At 57.2% G+C, this 18,778-nt stretch carries 16 protein-coding genes and 3 pseudogenes; 13 read left to right on the top strand and 6 right to left on the bottom strand.

Annotated elements, in window-relative coordinates:
- Positions 1 to 33: 33 nt before the first annotated feature.
- Positions 34 to 2,142 (top strand): molybdopterin oxidoreductase family protein, encoded by a 2,109-nt coding sequence (locus tag AC0J6G_RS03395; RefSeq protein ID WP_475251296.1) that lies wholly within the window; start codon positions 34 to 36, stop codon positions 2,140 to 2,142.
- Positions 2,143 to 2,261: 119 nt separating this feature from the next.
- Positions 2,262 to 2,588 (top strand): Grx4 family monothiol glutaredoxin, encoded by a 327-nt coding sequence (gene grxD, locus AC0J6G_RS03400; protein ID WP_475251298.1) that lies wholly within the window; start codon positions 2,262 to 2,264, stop codon positions 2,586 to 2,588.
- Positions 2,589 to 2,657: 69 nt separating this feature from the next.
- On the opposite strand, the gene bfr is transcribed toward grxD, so the two are convergent.
- Positions 2,658 to 3,128 (bottom strand): bacterioferritin, encoded by a 471-nt coding sequence (bfr, locus tag AC0J6G_RS03405; protein WP_475251300.1) that lies wholly within the window; start codon positions 3,126 to 3,128, stop codon positions 2,658 to 2,660.
- A 269-nt stretch (positions 3,129 to 3,397) separates the two neighbouring features.
- Complete coding sequence (locus AC0J6G_RS03410; protein ID WP_475251302.1) at positions 3,398 to 3,616, bottom strand: bacterioferritin-associated ferredoxin; 219 nt, start codon at positions 3,614 to 3,616, stop codon at positions 3,398 to 3,400.
- Between the two features lie 363 nt (positions 3,617 to 3,979).
- On the opposite strand from AC0J6G_RS03410, the gene flgB reads away from it, so the two are divergent.
- From flgB to flgL, 11 genes are all read left to right on the top strand, one after another.
- A complete protein-coding gene (gene flgB / locus AC0J6G_RS03415; RefSeq protein WP_475251304.1) occupies positions 3,980 to 4,387 on the top strand; it encodes a flagellar basal body rod protein FlgB in 408 nt (135 codons plus the stop codon).
- A 15-nt stretch (positions 4,388 to 4,402) separates the two neighbouring features.
- Positions 4,403 to 4,846, top strand: a complete 444-nt coding sequence (gene flgC, locus AC0J6G_RS03420) for a flagellar basal body rod protein FlgC (protein WP_475251306.1) — start codon at positions 4,403 to 4,405, stop codon at positions 4,844 to 4,846.
- A gap of 25 nt (positions 4,847 to 4,871) precedes the next feature.
- On the top strand, positions 4,872 to 5,540 hold the full coding sequence (gene flgD / locus AC0J6G_RS03425; protein ID WP_475251308.1) for a flagellar hook assembly protein FlgD: 669 nt from the start codon (positions 4,872 to 4,874) through the stop codon (positions 5,538 to 5,540).
- 44 nt (positions 5,541 to 5,584) lie between these two features.
- Positions 5,585 to 6,940, top strand: a complete 1,356-nt coding sequence (gene flgE / locus AC0J6G_RS03430) for a flagellar hook protein FlgE (RefSeq protein WP_475251310.1) — start codon at positions 5,585 to 5,587, stop codon at positions 6,938 to 6,940.
- Positions 6,941 to 7,146: 206 nt separating this feature from the next.
- Entirely contained in the window at positions 7,147 to 7,887 is a 741-nt protein-coding gene (locus AC0J6G_RS03435) for a flagellar basal body rod protein FlgF (protein ID WP_475251312.1), read from the top strand.
- Between the two features lie 46 nt (positions 7,888 to 7,933).
- Positions 7,934 to 8,719, top strand: coding sequence for a flagellar basal-body rod protein FlgG (gene flgG, locus AC0J6G_RS03440; protein WP_397494392.1), 786 nt, complete (start codon positions 7,934 to 7,936; stop codon positions 8,717 to 8,719).
- Positions 8,720 to 8,841: 122 nt separating this feature from the next.
- Positions 8,842 to 9,561: a flagellar basal body L-ring protein FlgH gene (gene flgH / locus AC0J6G_RS03445; RefSeq protein WP_475251314.1), complete on the top strand. Its 720-nt coding sequence runs from the start codon at positions 8,842 to 8,844 to the stop codon at positions 9,559 to 9,561.
- A gap of 11 nt (positions 9,562 to 9,572) precedes the next feature.
- A complete protein-coding gene (locus AC0J6G_RS03450; RefSeq protein ID WP_475251316.1) occupies positions 9,573 to 10,676 on the top strand; it encodes a flagellar basal body P-ring protein FlgI in 1,104 nt (367 codons plus the stop codon).
- A gap of 13 nt (positions 10,677 to 10,689) precedes the next feature.
- Positions 10,690 to 11,865 carry a flagellar assembly peptidoglycan hydrolase FlgJ gene (flgJ, locus tag AC0J6G_RS03455; RefSeq protein WP_475251318.1) on the top strand — a complete coding sequence of 392 codons (1,176 nt, stop codon included), beginning with the start codon at positions 10,690 to 10,692 and terminating at the stop codon, positions 11,863 to 11,865.
- Between the two features lie 6 nt (positions 11,866 to 11,871).
- On the top strand, positions 11,872 to 13,908 hold the full coding sequence (gene flgK / locus AC0J6G_RS03460; RefSeq protein WP_475251320.1) for a flagellar hook-associated protein FlgK: 2,037 nt from the start codon (positions 11,872 to 11,874) through the stop codon (positions 13,906 to 13,908).
- A 75-nt stretch (positions 13,909 to 13,983) separates the two neighbouring features.
- Positions 13,984 to 15,234 carry a flagellar hook-associated protein FlgL gene (gene flgL, locus AC0J6G_RS03465; RefSeq protein ID WP_475251322.1) on the top strand — a complete coding sequence of 417 codons (1,251 nt, stop codon included), beginning with the start codon at positions 13,984 to 13,986 and terminating at the stop codon, positions 15,232 to 15,234.
- An 88-nt stretch (positions 15,235 to 15,322) separates the two neighbouring features.
- Here the strand turns inward: flgL and AC0J6G_RS03470 are convergent.
- From AC0J6G_RS03470 to mmsB, 4 genes and pseudogenes are all read right to left on the bottom strand, one after another.
- Positions 15,323 to 15,925: pseudogene (locus tag AC0J6G_RS03470) on the bottom strand (IS3 family transposase); the annotation flags it as partial.
- Positions 15,926 to 17,276, bottom strand: a pseudogene (locus AC0J6G_RS03475) (IS110 family RNA-guided transposase).
- Positions 17,277 to 17,499: 223 nt separating this feature from the next.
- A pseudogene (locus tag AC0J6G_RS03480) lies at positions 17,500 to 17,742 on the bottom strand (transposase); the annotation flags it as partial.
- 48 nt (positions 17,743 to 17,790) lie between these two features.
- Positions 17,791 to 18,687 (bottom strand): 3-hydroxyisobutyrate dehydrogenase, encoded by an 897-nt coding sequence (gene mmsB, locus AC0J6G_RS03485; protein ID WP_475251324.1) that lies wholly within the window; start codon positions 18,685 to 18,687, stop codon positions 17,791 to 17,793.
- Positions 18,688 to 18,778: the final 91 nt, after the last annotated feature.

Below are 18,778 nucleotides of genomic sequence, written 5' to 3' on the forward strand. Positions count from 1 at the left end.
TACGAACAGGTTCTTAAAACAAGAGGCCAGGCCATGACCAAGTCCCTCCATCACCGTGCATGCCATCTCTGCGAGGCCATTTGTGGTCTGAGCATCGAGACCGAAACCCAGCCCGACGGCACGGTGCAGATTCGCTCAATCAAGGGCGATGCCCAGGATACCTTCAGCCGAGGCCATATCTGCCCCAAAGCCGTAGCCCTGCAGGACATCCAGAGCGACCCTGATCGTCTGCGCCAGCCGATGCGCCGCGTCGGCAACGAGTGGCAAGCCATTGGCTGGGATGAGGCCTTTGAGCTTGTTGCCGAGCGCTTAAGCTCGATCCGTTCGCTGCATGGGCAGAACGCCGTGGCGGTGTATCAGGGCAACCCGAGCGTGCACAACTACGGCCTGATGACGCATAGCAATTACTTTCTTGGCCTGCTGAAAACACGCAATCGCTTTTCTGCCACCTCGGTCGATCAGCTGCCGCATCACCTGACCAGCCATTTGATGTACGGCCATGGCCTGCTGATTCCGATTCCGGATATCGATCACACCGATTTTATGCTGATCCTCGGCGGCAACCCGCTGGCCTCCAACGGCAGCATCATGACCGTGCCGGACGTGGAAAAGCGTCTGAAGGCCATCCAAAAACGCGGCGGCAAGCTGGTAGTGGTTGATCCGCGCCGCAGCGAAACGGCGGTGATTGCCGACCAGCATGTATTCGTCCGCCCCGGCCAAGATGCGGCCCTGCTATTTGGCCTGCTCAATACCCTGTTCGAGGAAAACCTCGGTCGCGCCAGCCACCTGGCGATAGAGGGGTTGGATGACGTACGCCAGGCGATTGCCAGCTTTACCGCCGAAGCCATGAACGCCCGTTGTGGCGTGCCGGCTCAGGTGATTCGCCAGTTGGCGCGGGACTTTGCCGCTGCCGAGTCGGCGGTCTGCTATGGGCGCATGGGCGTCTCCACCCAGGCTTTTGGTACGCTGTGTCAGTGGCTGGTGCAGCTGATCAACCTGGTCACCGGTAATCTCGATCGCGTCGGCGGTGTGCTCTGCACCGAGCCGGCCATAGACCTGGTGGCTTCGACCTCCGGTGGGCATTTCAATTGCTGGCAGAGCCGTGTTTCCGGCTTGCCGGAGTACGGCGGCGAATTGCCGGTTGCAGCCCTGGCCGAGGAAATGCTCAGCGAGGGAGAAGGGCAGGTGCGCGCGCTGGTGACGGTGGCGGGCAACCCGGTGCTGTCCACACCCAATGGCCGCCAGCTGGAGCAGGCTCTGGATGGCCTGGAGTTTATGCTCAGCATCGATTTCTACATCAACGAAACCACCCGCTATGCCGACCTGATCCTGCCGCCAACTGGGCCGCTCGAACATGATCACTACGACACCACCTTTAATATGTTCGCCGTGCGTAATGTCACTCGTTTTAACGAGGCGGTGCTGGCTAAGCCCGAGGGTGCGTTGCATGACTGGGAAATTTTTGTTGGCTTGGCTAAGGCCTTTGCTGGCAAAAATGAGTTGCAGCTCAAACCGACCATGCCACCTGAGCAGATGATCGACATGGGCTTGCGTATGGGGGGCTACGGCGACCAATCCGCGCATAAGTTGTCGCTGGCAAAGTTGCGTCAGCACCCGCACGGGCTCGACCTGGGCGCGCTCAAGCCCAACTTGGCCGGGCGCCTGAAAACTGCTAACAAGCAGATTCAGGCGGCGCCGGCGGTGATCATGGCCGATCTGCAACGCTTTGCCGCGCAGCCAACGGCGAAGGCTGACGAGTTGCTGCTGATTGGCCGACGCCATGTGCGCAGCAATAACTCCTGGATGCACAATTACCACCGCCTGGTTAAAGGCAAGCCGCGCCATCAGCTGCTGATGCATCCGGCGGATCTGCAGCAGCGCGGGCTGAGCGACGGTCAGCTGGTGCGCGTGCGTTCGCGGGTTGGCGTCATCGAAGTGGAGGTGGCCGCCAGTGACGAGATGATGACCGGTGTCGTCAGCCTGCCGCATGGTTGGGGCCATGCGCGACCGGGCGTGCAGATGAGCATCGCCAGCGAACAGCCAGGCGCCAGTGCCAATGATTTGACTGATGAGAGGCAGCTCGACGCTTTGTCCGGCAATGCCGCGCTGAACGGGGTGCCGGTGCAGGTTGAGGCGGCCTGAGCGGCACTCACGCGTACACGGAAACTGGCAGGGAAGGCCGAGCATTACGCTCGGCTTTTCGCTACAATGCCGCCACCGTGCCGACCCGTGAGTCGGGAAGTTAAGTCCTGAGGTGCCCAATGGATATCATCGAAACCATCAAAGAGCAGATCGCTAACAATACCGTTCTGCTGTACATGAAAGGCTCGCCGAACGCTCCACAGTGCGGCTTTTCCTCTAAAGCATCGCAAGTCGTGATGGCCTGTGGCGAAAAGTTCGCTTACGTCGACATCCTGCAAAACCCAGAAATCCGCGCGAATTTGCCAAAATACGCCAACTGGCCAACGTTCCCGCAGCTGTGGGTTGGCGGTGAGCTGGTCGGCGGCAGCGACATCCTGGCGGAAATGTTCGATAAGGGTGAGCTGCAAACCCTGATCAAAAACGCCGTGCAGAAAGCTGACGCGTAAGCAGCCCCTGCACAAACAACAAACCCCGCCAAGTGCGGGGTTTGTTGTTTGTGGCGCGGTGTTTTGCGCTTATTCGTCCATCTGCGATTGCAGGTAATTTTGCAGGCCCACTGCTGCGATCAAGCTGAGCTGAGTTTCCAACCAGTCAATATGGTCTTCTTCCGAGCAGAGAATTTCTTCGAGCAGTTCGCGACTGGCGTAATCGCCGATGCTTTCGCAGTAAGCAATCGCTGCTTTCAGATCAGCATGCGCCTTGTGCTCGATTTTGAGATCGCACTCAAGCATTTCCTGGGTGTTCTCACCGATCAGGATCTTGCCGAGGTCTTGCAGGTTGGGCAGGCCTTCGAGGAAAAGGATGCGCTTGATCAGCTTGTCCGCATGCTTCATCTCGTCGATGGACTCGTGGTACTCATGCTCGCCGAGTTTCTTCAGGCCCCAATCTTCGTACATACGCGCATGCAGGAAGTATTGGTTGATCGCGACCAGCTCGTTACCGAGGATCTTGTTCAGATGCTGGATGACTTTCTTGTCGCCTTTCATATCTGCGTCTGCCTTGCAGGGGAATTAGCACCTGATTTTGGGCTGCGGGTTTTTGGCTGTCAAACCTAAGTATTTGAATCTAAAGTTAAATTTAATCTGATTAAGAATGCTTAAGTTGTGCATCTTGCTGCTAAGGCATTGATTTATCTGTGATAAACCAGCATGTGCTGAGGCTCAAGAGTGCACAGCGATAGCGCGAAGACTGCTTACCTTAAACGGCTGGCCATAAAAAACCGGACACGAGGTCCGGTTTTTTTATGTCGCTGAATTCAGGCGGCTACGAAGTTTGCCGGATAAGTCATCACGGCCTGGCTGCTTTGCACTTCGCTCAAGGTTTCGCGCACCACTTGTTTGGCCAGGCAGGCGCATTTGCCGCATTGGCTGGCGACGCCGAGGGTGGTGCGCACATCACGGTAGCTGCAGCAGCCTTCGTAAATGGCTTCGCGGATCTGACCGTCAGTAACACCTTCGCAGAGACAGACGTACATGATTTGGGCTCATGGCAGGGCAGTGGCTGGTGCGAAAGATACTAATGTTAATGAGAATGCTTGTCAAAGCTGTATGTGGTTGGCTGACGAGTGGCGCCGGGTGGCGAATTGAATCGTTCGCAGTTTTACGTCGTCGGCTGCTAGTTATGACCTTGCAGGGTCGATTGCCGGGGAGGGTGGCAAAAGGCCGTGCGCGCTTGCCGCTTGCAGGCCCCTAGGCGGAAAGCGTTTGCCGCTTTGCCACGCATAAGGCCAGGTTTATAGGCTAACTAACTGATAAATAGCCAAAAAATAAAATGGCACACGCTTTGCTTATGGTTTTGCACGGAAAACAGCAACGCCACCTGGCAAAGGTTTCTGACCATGAGCATCAGTTTCGATCGGGCACTCGGCATACATGAAAAAGCTCTCGGCTTTCGCACTCAGCGTGCCGAGGTGTTGGCCAACAATATCGCGAACGCTGACACGCCCAACTTCAAGGCGCGTGACCTGCAATTTGCCAGTGTTTTGGCTGAGCAGAGTGCCAATAGCCAGCGTGGTCCGGTCAGCCTGAATCGTACCAATAGCCACCATATTCCTGCCGATGGCGTGATGGTTGGCGATGCCAGCCTGGCGTACCGCACGCCGATGCACTCATCGATTGATCAGAACACCGTAGACCTGCAGATCGAGCAATCGAACTACGCGGAGAACTCGGTGCAGTTTCAAGCCAGCTTTACCTTGCTTAACAGCAAATTCAAAGGGCTGGTCAGTGCCCTGCGCGGCGATTAATAGGAGCCTGAAGCTATGTCACTTACCAGTGTTTTTAATATCGCCGGATTGGGTATGAGTGCCCAGAGCACTCGCCTGAATACCATCGCCAGCAACATTGCCAACGCCGAGACCGTGTCTTCGAGCATTGATCAAACCTACCGTGCCAGGCATCCGGTGTTTGCCACCGTGTACCAAACCGCGCAGGACGGCGATCGTGGTTCGCTGTTTGCTGAGCAGGACAATGCCGGTGCGGGTGTGCAGGTGCTGGGTGTGGTTGAGGATCAAAGCAGCCTGATGCCGCGCTATGAGCCGAACCATCCGGCTGCTGATGAGGGCGGCTATGTGTACTACCCCAACGTCAATGTGGTGGAAGAGATGGCTGACATGATTTCAGCCAGTCGAGCCTTCCAGACCAACACCGAAATGATGAACACCGCCAAGCAGATGATGCAGCGCATATTGACCTTGGGTCAGTAAGCCAACGAATTAGGAGTGCAGAGCAATGAGTGTTGTTGGCGATGTTAGCGGTTCGGCGCTGGACCAATACCAGATTAAGCAGGGCAGTAGCCAAAACAAAGAGCTCGGTAAAAACGAGTTTCTCAACCTGTTGGTGGCTCAGTTGAATAACCAGAACCCACTCGAGCCACAAGGCAATGGCGAGTTTATCGCTCAGCTCGCGCAGTTCAGCCAGGTTGAGGGGATCGAGAAACTCAACACCAGCATGGGTTCTTTGTTGAGTGGCTATCAGTCGTCCCAAGCGCTGCAGGCTTCTTCGCTGGTCGGGCGTAAGGTCATCGTACCTACGGACAAGGCTGTGGTTGATACCAGTGAGAGCTTCAAGGCGAGCCTGGTACTGCCGACCAGCAGCAGCAATGTCTACGTCAACATCTATGACAAGGCCGGCTCTGCAGTGGGCCGAGTCAACCTGGGTGAGCAGGCGGCCGGCAATGTCAGCTTTATCTGGGACGGCAAAGACAGCAGCGGCAACCTGATGCCGCCCGGTACTTATAAGTTTGAAGCGCAGGCCACCTATAACGGCGAGGCCAAGGGGCTTTACACCATGTTACCGGCCAACGTCGACAGCGTAGTCCTTGGTGGCAGCGAGTTGATGTTGAACCTCGCGGGGCTCGGCAGTGTGCCGCTGTCGCAAGTGCAGGTTATCGGTCAGTAACTAACAGATTTCAGCGCCGGTTACGCCGGTACAAGGAGACAGCTATGTCGTTCAATATTGGCCTTAGCGGTTTGCGTTCAGCAACCAAAGATCTCAACGTCACGGGTAACAACATTGCTAACGCAGGCACTGCGGGCTTCAAGCAATCACGTGCCGAGTTTGCCGATGTGTATGCCTCTTCTGTGTTGGGCACCGGTAAAAACCCACAAGGTAGCGGTGTGTTGCTGGCCAACGTTTCGCAATTGTTCAACCAGGGCAACATTAACTACACGCAAAATGCCTTGGACTTGGCGATTAATGGCAATGGTTTTTTTCAAGTCAATAACAACGGTGCGTTGAGCTACACCCGTGCCGGCTATTTCGGCACAGACAAAGAAGGTTTTTTGGTCGATAACTTTGGCTACAACCTGCAGGGTTACACCGTTGACCCTAACGGCAATCTGCAGACGGGGGTGGTGGGTGACTTGCAGATTCAATCTGCAAGCCAGGACCCGAAGGCCACATCGACCATGACCCAGGTCTTCAACCTCAACTCCACCAATGCGGCGCCGGCCACTACGCCGTTTAATGCGTCTGACCCAACGACCTACAACTCGTCTACCTCGACCAATATCTACGACACACAGGGTAATGCGCATGTGCTTACCCAGTATTTCGTCAAGGACGCGCCGCCGGCTCTCAACAGCTGGACCATGAATGTATTAATTGATGGGCGTAATCCGACTAATCCTCAAAGTGTTCTACTTCCAGGACCTCCCCCTGTTTTCGACAATACAGCTGGTACTGCGCCGTTTAGTACAACGCTAACATTCAGCCCGTCGGGACAGTTTCAAGCGGCCACGGGCGGCGATTTCACTGTGAATCCCGACGGTACTTTGCTTCTCAACAACTGGAATCCTGCCGCCCCGGACAATTCCACTCCACCCGTGTGGGGGCCTAATGGTGCCTTGCAAAGCCCGGAAAACCTGACGATTGACTTGCGTCGCTCAACTCAGTTTTCAAGCAGTTTTGCTGTCAACAGTGTCAGCCAGAATGGTTACACCACGGGTGAATTGGCCGGGCTGGAAATCGACGAAACCGGCGTTATTTTCGCGCGCTACACCAACGGTCAATCCAAGATACAGGGGCAGATTATCCTGGCTGACTTTGCCAATGTGCAGGGGCTTACACCGGTTGGTAAGACACAGTGGGTGCAGTCTTTTAATTCGGGAGAACCTGTGCGTAACCCACCAGGCTCCGGTACTTTGGGTGCGATTCAGGCCGGCGCGTTGGAAGACTCCAACGTCGAGCTGTCTGATCAGTTGGTTAACTTGATCGTGGCGCAGCGCAATTACCAGGCCAACGCTAAAACCATCGAAACCGAGAGTGCGATCACCCAGACCATTATCAACCTGCGTTGATGATCGCCGCCGGCGGCAGGCAAGTGCTTGTCGCCGGCGGCAAAAAAACGCCACCACGGTTTTTAAAAAGGCTCCTTTATGGAGCTTTTTTATTTTTAAAATTCATACGTATCAATGGTTTGTGATTATTTTTCGAATGCTGGCATAGGCATTGCTTTGTAGCGTGTATAGAGCAACTGGCAACGCGCCCAACTCGGAGATTAACCATGGACAAGATGCTGTACGTTTCCATGACTGGTGCCCACAACAACACCCTGGCTCAGCGTTCGCACGCCAACAACCTGGCGAACATCTCTACCAGTGGCTTTCGCCGGGATTTTGAACAGGCGCGTTCCATGCCGATTTTTGGTGACGGTTTACCGGCGCGTGTATATGCCATGAGTGAGCGCCCCGGCACTGACTTCACCCCAGGTGCGTTGCAGGAAACGGGGCGCGATCTCGACGTGGCAGTCGGCGGTAAAGGTTGGTTGGCCGTGCAGGCGCCTGACGGCACTGAAGCTTATGTGCGCACCGCCAGCTTGAACGTCGACGCTCTGGGCATGTTGCGTACCGGCAACGGTTTGCCGGTGATGGGCAACGCCGGGCCGATTGCAGTACCGCCTGAGCAGAAAATTGAAATCGGCAAAGACGGCACCATCAGTATTCGTGCGCTCGGTGAAGCGCCCAGCGTGCTGGCTGAAGTCGACCGCTTGAAGCTGGTCAATCCTGATCTCAAGCAGATGGAAAAGGGCTCAGACGGCCTTATCCGCTTTAAGGGGCAAGGCCCGGTGCTGGCCGATGCCACCACGGAAATCACCTCGGGGTTTCTTGAGTCGAGCAACGTCAACGCGGTGGAAGAGATGACCGCGATTCTCTCGCTATCTCGCCAATTTGAACTGCAAGTGAAAATGATGCGCACCGCCGAAGACAATTCAGCGGCCATGGCGCGCGTCTTGCAGATGTCCTAATTACCAGCACGCGGCGCCGTTAAGCCAGCGCCCGAGGAGAATCGATATGCTTCCTGCACTGTGGGTCAGTAAGACCGGTCTTACCGCTCAGGACATGAACCTGACCACCATTTCCAACAACCTGGCCAACGTTTCGACCACCGGCTTTAAGCGTGATCGTGCCGAGTTTGAGGACTTGCTGTACCAGATCCGTCGTCAACCAGGTGGCCAGTCCAGCCAAGACAGCCAATTGCCGTCCGGCTTGCAGCTGGGTACCGGTGTGCGGGTGGTGGGTACGCAGAAGATCTTCACCGCAGGCAGCTTACAAACCACCGAGCAACCGCTGGATATGGCGATTAACGGGCGTGGCTTCTTCCAAGTTCTGCTGCCAGACGGCACGGTGTCCTACAGCCGTGATGGTAGCTTTCATCTGAACTCTGATGGTCAGGTGGTGACGTCCAACGGCTACGCGCTGGAGCCGGCCATCGTGCTGCCCAATGAAGTGCGCACCTTTACCGTGGGTGAGGACGGCACCGTGTCGGTGACCACTGCCGGCAACCCGCAGCCGCAGATTGTTGGCAACCTGCAGACCGCTGACTTCATTAACCCGGCAGGGTTGGAAGCCATCGGCAACAACCTGTTCCTGGAAACCGCGTCCAGCGGCGCGCCGCAGGTCGGCACCCCAGGGTTGAATGGTCTGGGTACCACGCTGCAGAACACCCTAGAAAACTCCAACGTCAGCGTGGTTGAGGAGTTGGTGAACATGATCACCACCCAGCGCGCCTATGAAATGAACTCCAAGGTCATTTCCACCGCGGATCAGATGCTCGGCTTTATTTCGCAAAATCTTTGATGGTTAAGGCGGCTTAGTCGCGCAGCGGCTGGCTTGATCCTGCTAACAGTAAGGAATCGCTTGGACGGGTAGGCGTGGCTCACTCAAACACGTCACCCCAGGCAACGCATGAGGTAGTAGATATGAACCGGCTGATGATCATAAGTGCACTGCTTGGCCCGCTGGCTTTGAGCGGCTGCATGGCGCCCGCGCCTAAGCCGGACGATCCCTATTACGCGCCGGTAATGCCGCGCACGCCGTTGCCTGCGGCGCAGAACAACGGCTCGATTTACCAAGCCGGTTTTGAGAATGGCCTATTCGGCGACCGCAAGGCTTACCGGGTGGGTGACATCATCACCATCACCCTCAACGAGCGCACCCAAGCCAGTAAGAACAGCAACAGCCAGGTCAGTAAAGACAGCTCGGCCAACCTTGGCGTGCCGAACCTGTTTGGCATGGCCGTATCACCGAAAAACCCGTTAGCAGGTCTTAGCGCATTGGGTATGACCAATGACACCCTCGGTCTGGATGCCAGTTTTGATGCCACGCGCTCGGCGGATGGTTCCGGTGCGGCGGGGCAGAGCAACAGCCTCACCGGTTCGATTACTGTGTCGGTGGCTGAAGTGATGCCCAACGGCGTGCTGCTGGTGCGCGGTGAGAAGTGGATGACCCTGAATACCGGCGATGAGTTGGTACGGATCGCCGGCCTGGTTCGCGCCGATGACATTGCCACCGACAACACCGTGTCCTCGACCCGCATTGCCGATGCGCGCATCACCTACTCGGGCACTGGCGCGTTTGCCGATGCTTCGCAGCCGGGCTGGATGAGCCGTTTCTTTCTTAGCCCAATGTGGCCGTTCTGAGGATGGCCACCATGACGCTTCGTCAATACCTCATCGCTGCTGCTGCACTGTTGCTGGCATCAATGGCCCAGGCTGAACGGCTCAAAGACCTGGCCAGTATTCAGGGCGTACGCAGCAACCAGTTGATCGGCTATGGCTTGGTGGTGGGGCTTAACGGCAGTGGCGACCAAACCACTCAAACGCCGTTCACCGTGCAAACCTTCAATAACATGATGGCGCAGTTCGGCATCAAGGTGCCGGCCGGTGGCAACGTACAGTTGAAGAACGTTGCCGCGGTGTCGATCCACGCTGACTTGCCGGCATTCGCCAAGCCCGGTCAGACCATCGACATCACCGTGTCCTCTATTGGTAACGCCAAAAGCCTGCGTGGCGGCAGCCTGCTGATGACGCCGCTCAAGGGCATTGATGGCAACGTCTATGCGATTGCCCAAGGTAACTTGGTGGTCGGCGGTTTTGACGCCGAAGGCGGCGACGGCTCGCGGATTACCGTCAACGTGCCCTCAGCGGGGCGCATTCCCGGCGGTGCGACAGTTGAACGGCCGGTGCCAAGCGGTTTTGATCAGGGCAATACCCTGACGCTTAATCTCAATCGGCCCGATTTCACCACTGCCAAGAATATCGTCGACCATATCAACGAACTGCTTGGCCCTGGCGTCGCTCAAGCCGTCGACGGCGGCTCAATTCGCGTCAGCGCACCGCTCGATCCAGGTCAGCGCGTCGATTACTTGTCGATTTTGGAAAACCTTGAAGTCGAGATCGGCCAAGCCGTCGCCAAGGTCATCATCAACTCGCGCACCGGCACCATCGTGATTGGCCAGAACGTGCGCGTGCAGCCGGCCGCCGTAACCCACGGCAGCCTGACTGTGACCATCACCGAAGACCCGATTGTCAGCCAGCCGGATGCTTTGTCCGGCGGCCAAACGGCGGTGGTGCCTCGCTCCAAGGTCAACGCTGATGAGGAATTGAAGCCGATGTTCAAGTTCGGCCCGGGCACCACGCTGGACGAAATCGTCCGCGCGGTGAATCAGGTAGGCGCATCGCCTTCCGACCTTATGGCCATCCTGGAGGCGCTGAAACAAGCCGGCGCTCTGCAGGCTGACCTGATTGTGATTTAAGGGAGCGTACGCTATGGACTCTCGACTCTCAGCCGGTTTGCTCGGCGGTGGCAAAAGTGCCGTAGACAGCGGTGCCTATAACGATTTGGGCCGTTTGCAGCAGTTCAAAGTCGGCGGCGACAGCGAAAAGAACATCAAAAAAGTGGCTCAAGAATTTGAGTCACTGTTTCTCAATGAAATGCTCAAAGCCATGCGCTCGGCCAACGAGGCGTTTGGTGAAGGCAACTTCATGAACAGCAACGAGAGCAAAACCTACCAGGACATGCACGACCAGCAGCTGTCGGTCACCTTGTCCAACCACCAGAACGGCATCGGCCTGGCCGACGTGTTGGTGCGGCAGATGTCGAAGATGAAGGATGCCGACAGCCGGCCCAACCCATTCGCCCAAGTCGATGAGCCGGTGCCGAGTGCACCCACCAAGCCACTGGCTCAGGTTGAGAACAGTCGTGACGACAGCTCGCTGCTCAACCAGCGGCGCTTGTCCCTGCCCGGTAAGCTGACCGATCGCCTGCTGGCCGGCATTGTGCCGTCCGCCACTGCCGCCGAGGGCCAGCCGTTGGCGCAAAACGACTGGATTCCGGCTAAGGCGTTTGCCGCCCCAACTGACACGGCGGTAGGCTTAAACGGCACTGACGCCATCACCGGCCGCCGCATTGCCCAGCCACCGTTGGCGCCAGGTAAGGCGGCTTTTGGCTCGAAGGATGAATTTATCGCCGCCATGTTGCCCATGGCCGAGAAGGCCGCCGACAAGATTGGCGTCGACCCGCGCTACCTAGTGGCTCAGGCCGCGTTGGAAACGGGCTGGGGCAAGTCGATCATTCGTCAGCAAGACGGCAGCAGCAGCCACAACCTGTTTGGCATCAAGACCCACAACACCTGGGAAGGCGATTCGGCGCGCGTGCTGACCACCGAATTCAAAGGCGGCAAAGCCGTCAAGGAAGCCGCCTCGTTTCGTGCCTATGAATCGTTCGAGCACAGCTTTAACGATTACGTGAGCTTCCTGCAGGGTAATGGCCGCTACGAGAAAGCCCTGGCAAGCACCGATAAGCCCGAGCAGTTTGCCCGCGAGTTGCAGAAGGCCGGCTACGCCACCGACCCGCAATACGCCCGCAAGATCGCCCAGATCGCCCGGCAGATGCAGACCTATCAAACAGTTGCGGCCGTCAGTACGCCGTCCACCAACGGATGATGAACCATGGCTGATCTCCTCAATATTGGCCTCTCCGGCTTGTCAGCGAACAAAACCTCGCTGGCCGTCACTGGCCACAACATCACCAACGTCAATACGCCGGGTTTCTCGCGGCAGGACACGGTGCAGGCCACGCGTGTGCCGCAATTCAGTGGCGCAGGCTTTATTGGCTCGGGCACCACGCTGGTCGACATTCGCCGCAGCTACAGTGAGTTTCTGAGCGCTCAGGTGCGCAGTAGCACGGCGCTCAGCAGCGATGTAAGCGCGTACAAAAGCCAGATCGAGCAACTGGATTCGCTGCTTGCCGGTTCAACCACCGGCATTACGCCGGCTCTGCAAAAGCTCTTTTCGGCGTTACAAACAGCGGCCGAAGACCCTGCGAATATCCCTGCCCGGCAACTGGTATTGTCTGAAGCGGAAGGCTTGGCCAAGCGCTTTAACACGGTCTACGACCGCATCAATGATCAAAATCAGTTCATCAATAAACAAATGTCAGCGGTAACCGATCAGGTCAACCGTTTGGCTACATCGATAGCCAGTTATAACGATGCCATCGCTATTGCCGGCGCCAACGGTGCGCAGCCCAACGACCTGCTGGACGGCCGTGATGAAGCCATCCGTCAGCTTTCCACCTTTATCGGCGTAACCGCCGTGCCGCAGGATGACAACACCATCAACCTGTTCGTCGGCTCCGGCCAACCGTTGGTGGTGGGGAGCAACAGCAACAGCCTGCAAGTGGTGCCAGGGCAGGGCGATCCGACCCGAGCGGAGGTCGAGTTTGTCAGCGGCGGCGCGCGCCAGGGTGTCACGTCGCTGCTAACTGGGGGCGAGCTGGGCGGCTTGATTCGCTACCGCGCCGAGAGCCTTGATCCCACGCTCAACTCACTGGGACGTTTGGCCCTTGCAGTGACAGACCAAGTCAACACCCAGTTGGGGCAGGGGTTGGATCTAAAGGGGCAAGTAGGTACGGCGCTGTTTGGCGATTTCAATGACCCAGCAACCGCGCAACTGCGGGTGCGTGCCTTCAGCAGCAACACGAGCAACGTTCAGCCTGCCTTGAACATTACCGATACCAGCATACTGACCACTAGCGACTATCGTCTGGAGTTCGATGGCACGCAGTATTCTGCAAGGCGTCTAAGTGATGGTGCGACTCTGGTCGTCAACCCTAATCCACCAGGCACCTACCCGGCAGCGCTGAGCTTCACCGATGCCAGTGGTCGTGATCAAGGTTTTGAGGTTGCTCTAAACTCAGCGCCGGCAGCTGATGATCGCTACTTACTCCAGCCTACACGGCGCGGAGCGACAGCCATAAGTGCAGTGCTTGATCAGCCTGATCAGCTTGCGTTTGCCTCGCCAGTACGTGCAGATAGCAATGTCCAGAACCGCGGCACTGCGACCATTGGCCAGCCGACGTTGCAAAGTACGGGTACTAATATCGACCCCACCACGTTACAGGCAGCGCTGCCGGTTACCCTTACGTTCAACTCGGCGACCTCAGACTTTACCGTGCCGGCAGGTGCCACACTGACGCGTATCAATCCCAACGACGGCACTGCAGCGACCCCTGCAACCTTTCAGGCGGGCCAGCAAAATACCTATGAGCTGGTGTTGAGCGACGGCAGTCGGCTGCGTATGTCCCTGAGCGGGCGCCCGGAAAATGGCGATACCTTCAACCTGTCATTCAACCGTAATGGCGTCTCGGATAACCGCAATGCTCTGGCCCTGGCTGACTTGCAAAGCAAAGCCACGATAGGGGTTGATCCGGCCATTGTGGGAGCCAGTACCGGCAGCAGTTTTGTCGACAGCTATGGTGATACGGTCGAGCGTGTAGGAACTCTAACTGCCCAGGCACGACAAGATAGCCTAGCGACCACCGCTATACTCAAGCAGGCGACCGATAACCGTGATTCGCTGTCGGCTGTAAATCTCGACGAAGAAGCCGCTAACCTGATCAAGTTTGAGCAGTACTACAATGCGTCGGCGCAGGTCATCCAAGTGGCGCGCTCGTTGTTTGATACCCTGATCGGTGCCTTCAGGTAGATGTAAATGCGTCAGTCCACCGATGATTAGATAACGTACAGCGGGCGCTGCCAGAACATCCACGAGGTAAGTTTTATGCGCATTTCTACCATCCAGGCCTTCAACAACGGCGTTACCGGCCTGCAGCGCAACTATGCCGACGTAACTCGTACGCAAGAGCAAATCAGCACCGGCAATCGTATTCTCACGCCTGCAGATGATCCGGTTGCCTCGGTACGTTTGCTGCAGCTCGAGCAGCAGCAGAGCGTGCTGGGGCAATACAACGAGAACCTGACGGCGGCCAACAGTAGCCTGACTCAGGAAGAGGTTACCCTCAACTCGGTCAACACTGTCCTGCAGCGAGTGCGCGAACTGACCGTGCAAGCCGGGAATGGTGCGCTGAGCAAGGAAGACCGAGCTTCTATTGCTGCCGAGCTAGGTGAGCGCGAGGAGGAGTTATTCGCCCTGACCAACACACGCAATGCGCGAGGCGAATACCTGTTCTCCGGATTTCAGGGCAAAACCCAAGCCTTTGTCCGAGATGCAGACGGCTCTTACAGTTATCAAGGTGATGAAGGTCAGCGCAAGCTGCAGATCGCCAGCTCTCTGCAGGTGCCAATCAGTGACAGCGGCAAAGCGATTTTCCAAAACATCGTCAACGCAGGTCGCTTGGACGGTGCGCTGGATCTTACCGGCGCACCGGGCTCGACCCTGCGTGCCTCGGCTCCCCTTGTGCAGGATGAAGTCGCCTTCGGCGGTAACCCACCCTTTCCCGAGGCGGGCGTAGAAATTATCTTCGGTAACCCCGACGCCAACAGCTACGAAGTTTTCGAGATAGGCGCTGCCGCGCCGGCACCGGTATTGGCCAACGGCACCCTCGACGACGACCCGGATACCAGCGACCAGCTGGTATTCCGTGGGGTCAGCATTCTGTTCGACGGTAACGCGGTAGGCGGTGAAAATATGCAGGTCACCGTCGACACGACACGCCAGAAGCAAGGCATCCTTGATACCATTGCCACTCTGCGCCGCACTTTGGAAAATCCCGCTAGCACCGACGCGCAGATCCGCGACAGCGTCGCAGTCGGTCTAACCAACTTGGATAACGGCATGATTAATGTCGACAGCGTGCGCGGCGCCATCGGCGCGCGGCTCAACGTCATCGAAACAACTCAAACTGACAACGAAGATGTTGCCCTTGTGAACAAGGGTATTCAGGCTGATCTACGTGAGCTGGATTACCCCGAAGCGCTGTCGAGGTTGTCGTTCCAGTCGATCATCCTAGAAGCATCGCAGCAGAGCTACGTGAAGATTGCTAGTTTAAGCCTGTTCAATCAGTTGCGTTAAAGTATGCCCAAGGGCATACAGACTTCTCGTTTTTTTAATGAGGTGGCGAGGGGCATAGCTCAGTGAACTGACTCCCCTGATCTGATTAAATCATCACCTCTTGCTTTGGCTTACGCCGCCAAACCGCCATCAGCAATGCATCAATGGCTAGATCACTCGTCATCTGCGGTTTCATCGATCAGCCAATGACCTGTCGCGAAAACAGATCAAGCACCACCGCCAAAAACAACCAGCCCTCGTAGGTGCGGATGTAGGTTATGTCCGTGACCCAGAGTTTGTTGGGTTCGGTGACATTGAATCGCCGCTCCAGGTGATTCGGCGAAGCGACTGGAGGCTTGCCACCATAACGCCCCGGTCGACGTCGGTAACCCGTCTGCGAACGCAGTCCTTCCTGACGCATTAATCGAGCAACTCGATTCCTGCCGCACGGCTCTCCAAGCTCACGCAGGTCCTCATAGACTTTTCGGTAGCCGAAGACACAACCGCTTTCCAGCCAAGAGTGTTTGATCAAACCCAGCAGTCGCTGATCATCCAGGGCGCGCGCTGACTTCGGTTCAGCCAGCCAGGCGTAGTAACCGCTGGAGTGTACTTTCAGTGTCAGGCACAGACGGCGAACCGGGTAATCCACGGATAGCTGATTGATAAAGGCGTGCTTCAGCCGCACTCTTTGGCAAAGTACGCGGCGGCCTTCCTAAGAAACACCTTCGACGGCCTGTAGTGTGAAGCTAAACTCGGCTGTCCTGCGGTGCAATCCCTTAACCATTCGCTCCCAATACTTCTGCTCATAGTGATCGGCTCCAGGATCCTGGTAAGCCATGCCGAAACGCATCGCGTTGTAGAACAGGATGGCAATCTTGCGGGCAGTCGCTGTTACCGCCTTGGCCTTGCCGATACGAGCCGACAAGCGCCGATAAAAAGCGCCCAACGCTGTGTTCGTCCTGCCAATGGTTACCGCCGCTAACCGGAGATGAGCCGTGACTCGATTCTTGGTCTTGCGAGTGTGAGCCGAGAGCACCTTACCGCCGCTAATACGGCACCCAGGTGCCAAGGTCAGCCAGGAGGTAAAGTGGTGGGCAGTACGCCAACGACTCAGATCGGTACCGCACTCAGCGACCAACCGCAGTGCCAAGTAGGGACCGATGCCGTGGATTTGAGTCAGGTCGACGCCGACCAACTGATTAGAGCAAGGAGCGGACGTCGAAATTGAGCGCATTCGGCTGCCGAGTACGGTGACATGGCTTCGATAGGGGCTCGCTGGGTGGGGACTTTTGCTGGGAGAGCCGCAGCAGACTCTGATCAATTTGTTGGTCGCAGACCTCAAGCTGCACCTAATAAGCGTCGTACATGGCCAGCGCTTGCGCCAGAGCAAAAACATGCTCCGGCTGGTAGTTGCCGACCAAGGCACTCTGGATAACCTCGGGGCTGGACTTGCAGCGGGTATCGCGCATGGTTGCCAATTTAGTCGGGTTTCGCTCGCCAGCGACAATGGCTCGGATGATCCGCATCCCAGTGACTCCGGTGACGTCAGACACCACATGATGCAGTTGCAGATTCATGTGGGTGAGCGCCTTCTGCATATGCTGGATATGCGCAGCCGCGTAATCGAGGTGCCGTGCTCGTAAACGCAGATAACTGCGTAACGCCGCGATCTCTCGATCAGGATGGAAGCTAGCACGCAGCAACCCGCAGGCATGTAACCGCTGAATCCACTGTGCATCGTTAACGTCGGTTTTGCGTCCAGGTACTGCACGGGCGTCCCGTGCATTGGCCAGCACGACATGCAGGACGTGGGTTTCCAGAATTTCGTAGACCGGAATCCAATACACCCCGGTCGACTCCATTGCCACTGTGGTAATCCCAAGATCGACCAGCCAATCAGCCATCCTTTCCAGGTCGGCAGTAAATGCCTGGAAGGTTCGCACTGACGCCTCAGCGAGGTCGGCTGGCACGGCTACCACATGGAAGCGCGAGCCGATGTCGATGCCAGCTGCACGGCTATGAATGACCGGCAGGCCGTGACTTTCTGAACTGATTTTCTTCATGAGCACCCTCCAACACAAGAAATGCTGGACGGGGACTCGGATCGAATCACATTCCTAAACAGGGTCACGAAACGTGCCACCACTAACGGGTCCGCAGCTTCCCCTGGGTCAGGTTTTTTGACGGGGACTTAGCCTCCAAAAAGCAGACGACCACTGTCCAGCGGACTCAGTGTATTGGTCGTGTTTCTAGTCCAGTGGGCCGCGGAGCGCCGGGGAGGCAGTTTTTTAGGATGTCTCGCTCTTCAGTCACACGCTTGAGTTCAGCGCGCAAACGACGCAGTTCAGCATGCTGGTCGTCTTCTTGCGCTCGCAGCTCTTGAGGCTTGCTGTAGCGCTTTACCCAGGCGTAAAGGCTGTGTGTCGACATGCCCAAACGAGCAGCTACCTCAGCCACCAGCAGACCTCGCTCGGTCACCTGTTTGACTGCTTCGATTTTGAATTCTTCGGGATAGCGCGGGTTGCTCATGGCACCTCCTATTGGGCCGTATTATGAGGCCTGGAGGTGTCTACGAAACTAGGGGCTATTCAATTCGACAAACAGTTGCTGCACCACCGAAAAATCCTGTTTGCCCTTGCCTTGCTTGAGCAGCAGGCGATAAAGCTGCAACGCCAGCGCGCCCATGGGCGTGCTGCTGCCGCTGGCTTGGGCGGTTTCCTGGGCCAGGCCGAGGTCCTTGGTCATCAGCTCGGCCATAAAGCCGCCGCTGTAGCCTTTGGACGCCGGGGCATTCTCCATCACGCCGGGCCAGGGGTTGTACTTCTCCAGCGTCCAGTTGCCGCCTGAACTCTGGCGCATGATCTCGGCCAGCACTGCGGGCTCCAGGCCGTTGGCCACGCCCATGGCCATGGCTTCGGCGGTGGCAATCATCTGCACCGCCAGCACCTGGTTGTTGCACACCTTGGCCACTTGCCCGGCGCCATTGGGGCCAGCATGGAAGATGTTCTTACCCATGGCCTCGAAGATTGCTCGGGCTTTTTCCAGCGTGGCTTCTGCGCCGCCGATCATAAAGGTCAGGGTGCCGGCTGCTGCGCCGGCTGTGCCGCCGGATACGGGGGCGTCGAGCAGCTCGATGCCGCGCGCGGCTGCAGCCTGATGCACCTTGCGTGCAGCCTGCGGGGCGATGGTTGAACATTCCAGCACCAGCGTGCCGGGCTTGAGTACGGTTAACAGGCCGTTATCACCCAGGTACAAACCTTCAACATGGCGGCTGGCGGGCAGCATGCTGACCACCACCTGCGCACCCTGAACGGCCTCAAGCGCGCTGCTGGCCGCCCGCGCGCCTTCAGCGGCCAGCTCATCCATGGCTGCTTGTACCAGGTCGAAAACTTTAAGGGCGAAGCCGGCCTTGAGCAGGTTGCGCGCCATGGGCAGGCCCATGTGACCGAGGCCGATAAACGCGATTGTGGTCATTGTTATTGTTCTCCTTGTGGGGTGCGTCAGGTGTCGGGTGGATGACGCTTCACCCATCCACGGCTGCGGTTTTATCGGTGGATGAAAACGG

Source organism: Pseudomonas sp. TS_SC_3, from assembly GCF_056156225.1.

Bases quoted from the DNA above. Each gene is read 5' to 3' on its own strand.
- AC0J6G_RS03395 (WP_475251296.1), top strand. From the start codon at position 34: ATGACCAAGTCCCTCCATCACCGTGCATGCCATCTCTGCGAGGCCATT.
- grxD (WP_475251298.1), top strand. From the start codon at position 2,262: ATGGATATCATCGAAACCATCAAAGAGCAGATCGCTAACAATACCGTT.
- bfr (WP_475251300.1), bottom strand. From the start codon at position 3,128: ATGAAAGGCGACAAGAAAGTCATCCAGCATCTGAACAAGATCCTCGGT.
- AC0J6G_RS03410 (WP_475251302.1), bottom strand. From the start codon at position 3,616: ATGTACGTCTGTCTCTGCGAAGGTGTTACTGACGGTCAGATCCGCGAA.
- flgB (WP_475251304.1), top strand. From the start codon at position 3,980: ATGAGCATCAGTTTCGATCGGGCACTCGGCATACATGAAAAAGCTCTC.
- flgC (WP_475251306.1), top strand. From the start codon at position 4,403: ATGTCACTTACCAGTGTTTTTAATATCGCCGGATTGGGTATGAGTGCC.
- flgD (WP_475251308.1), top strand. From the start codon at position 4,872: ATGAGTGTTGTTGGCGATGTTAGCGGTTCGGCGCTGGACCAATACCAG.
- flgE (WP_475251310.1), top strand. From the start codon at position 5,585: ATGTCGTTCAATATTGGCCTTAGCGGTTTGCGTTCAGCAACCAAAGAT.
- AC0J6G_RS03435 (WP_475251312.1), top strand. From the start codon at position 7,147: ATGGACAAGATGCTGTACGTTTCCATGACTGGTGCCCACAACAACACC.
- flgG (WP_397494392.1), top strand. From the start codon at position 7,934: ATGCTTCCTGCACTGTGGGTCAGTAAGACCGGTCTTACCGCTCAGGAC.
- flgH (WP_475251314.1), top strand. From the start codon at position 8,842: ATGAACCGGCTGATGATCATAAGTGCACTGCTTGGCCCGCTGGCTTTG.
- AC0J6G_RS03450 (WP_475251316.1), top strand. From the start codon at position 9,573: ATGACGCTTCGTCAATACCTCATCGCTGCTGCTGCACTGTTGCTGGCA.
- flgJ (WP_475251318.1), top strand. From the start codon at position 10,690: ATGGACTCTCGACTCTCAGCCGGTTTGCTCGGCGGTGGCAAAAGTGCC.
- flgK (WP_475251320.1), top strand. From the start codon at position 11,872: ATGGCTGATCTCCTCAATATTGGCCTCTCCGGCTTGTCAGCGAACAAA.
- flgL (WP_475251322.1), top strand. From the start codon at position 13,984: ATGCGCATTTCTACCATCCAGGCCTTCAACAACGGCGTTACCGGCCTG.
- mmsB (WP_475251324.1), bottom strand. From the start codon at position 18,687: ATGACCACAATCGCGTTTATCGGCCTCGGTCACATGGGCCTGCCCATG.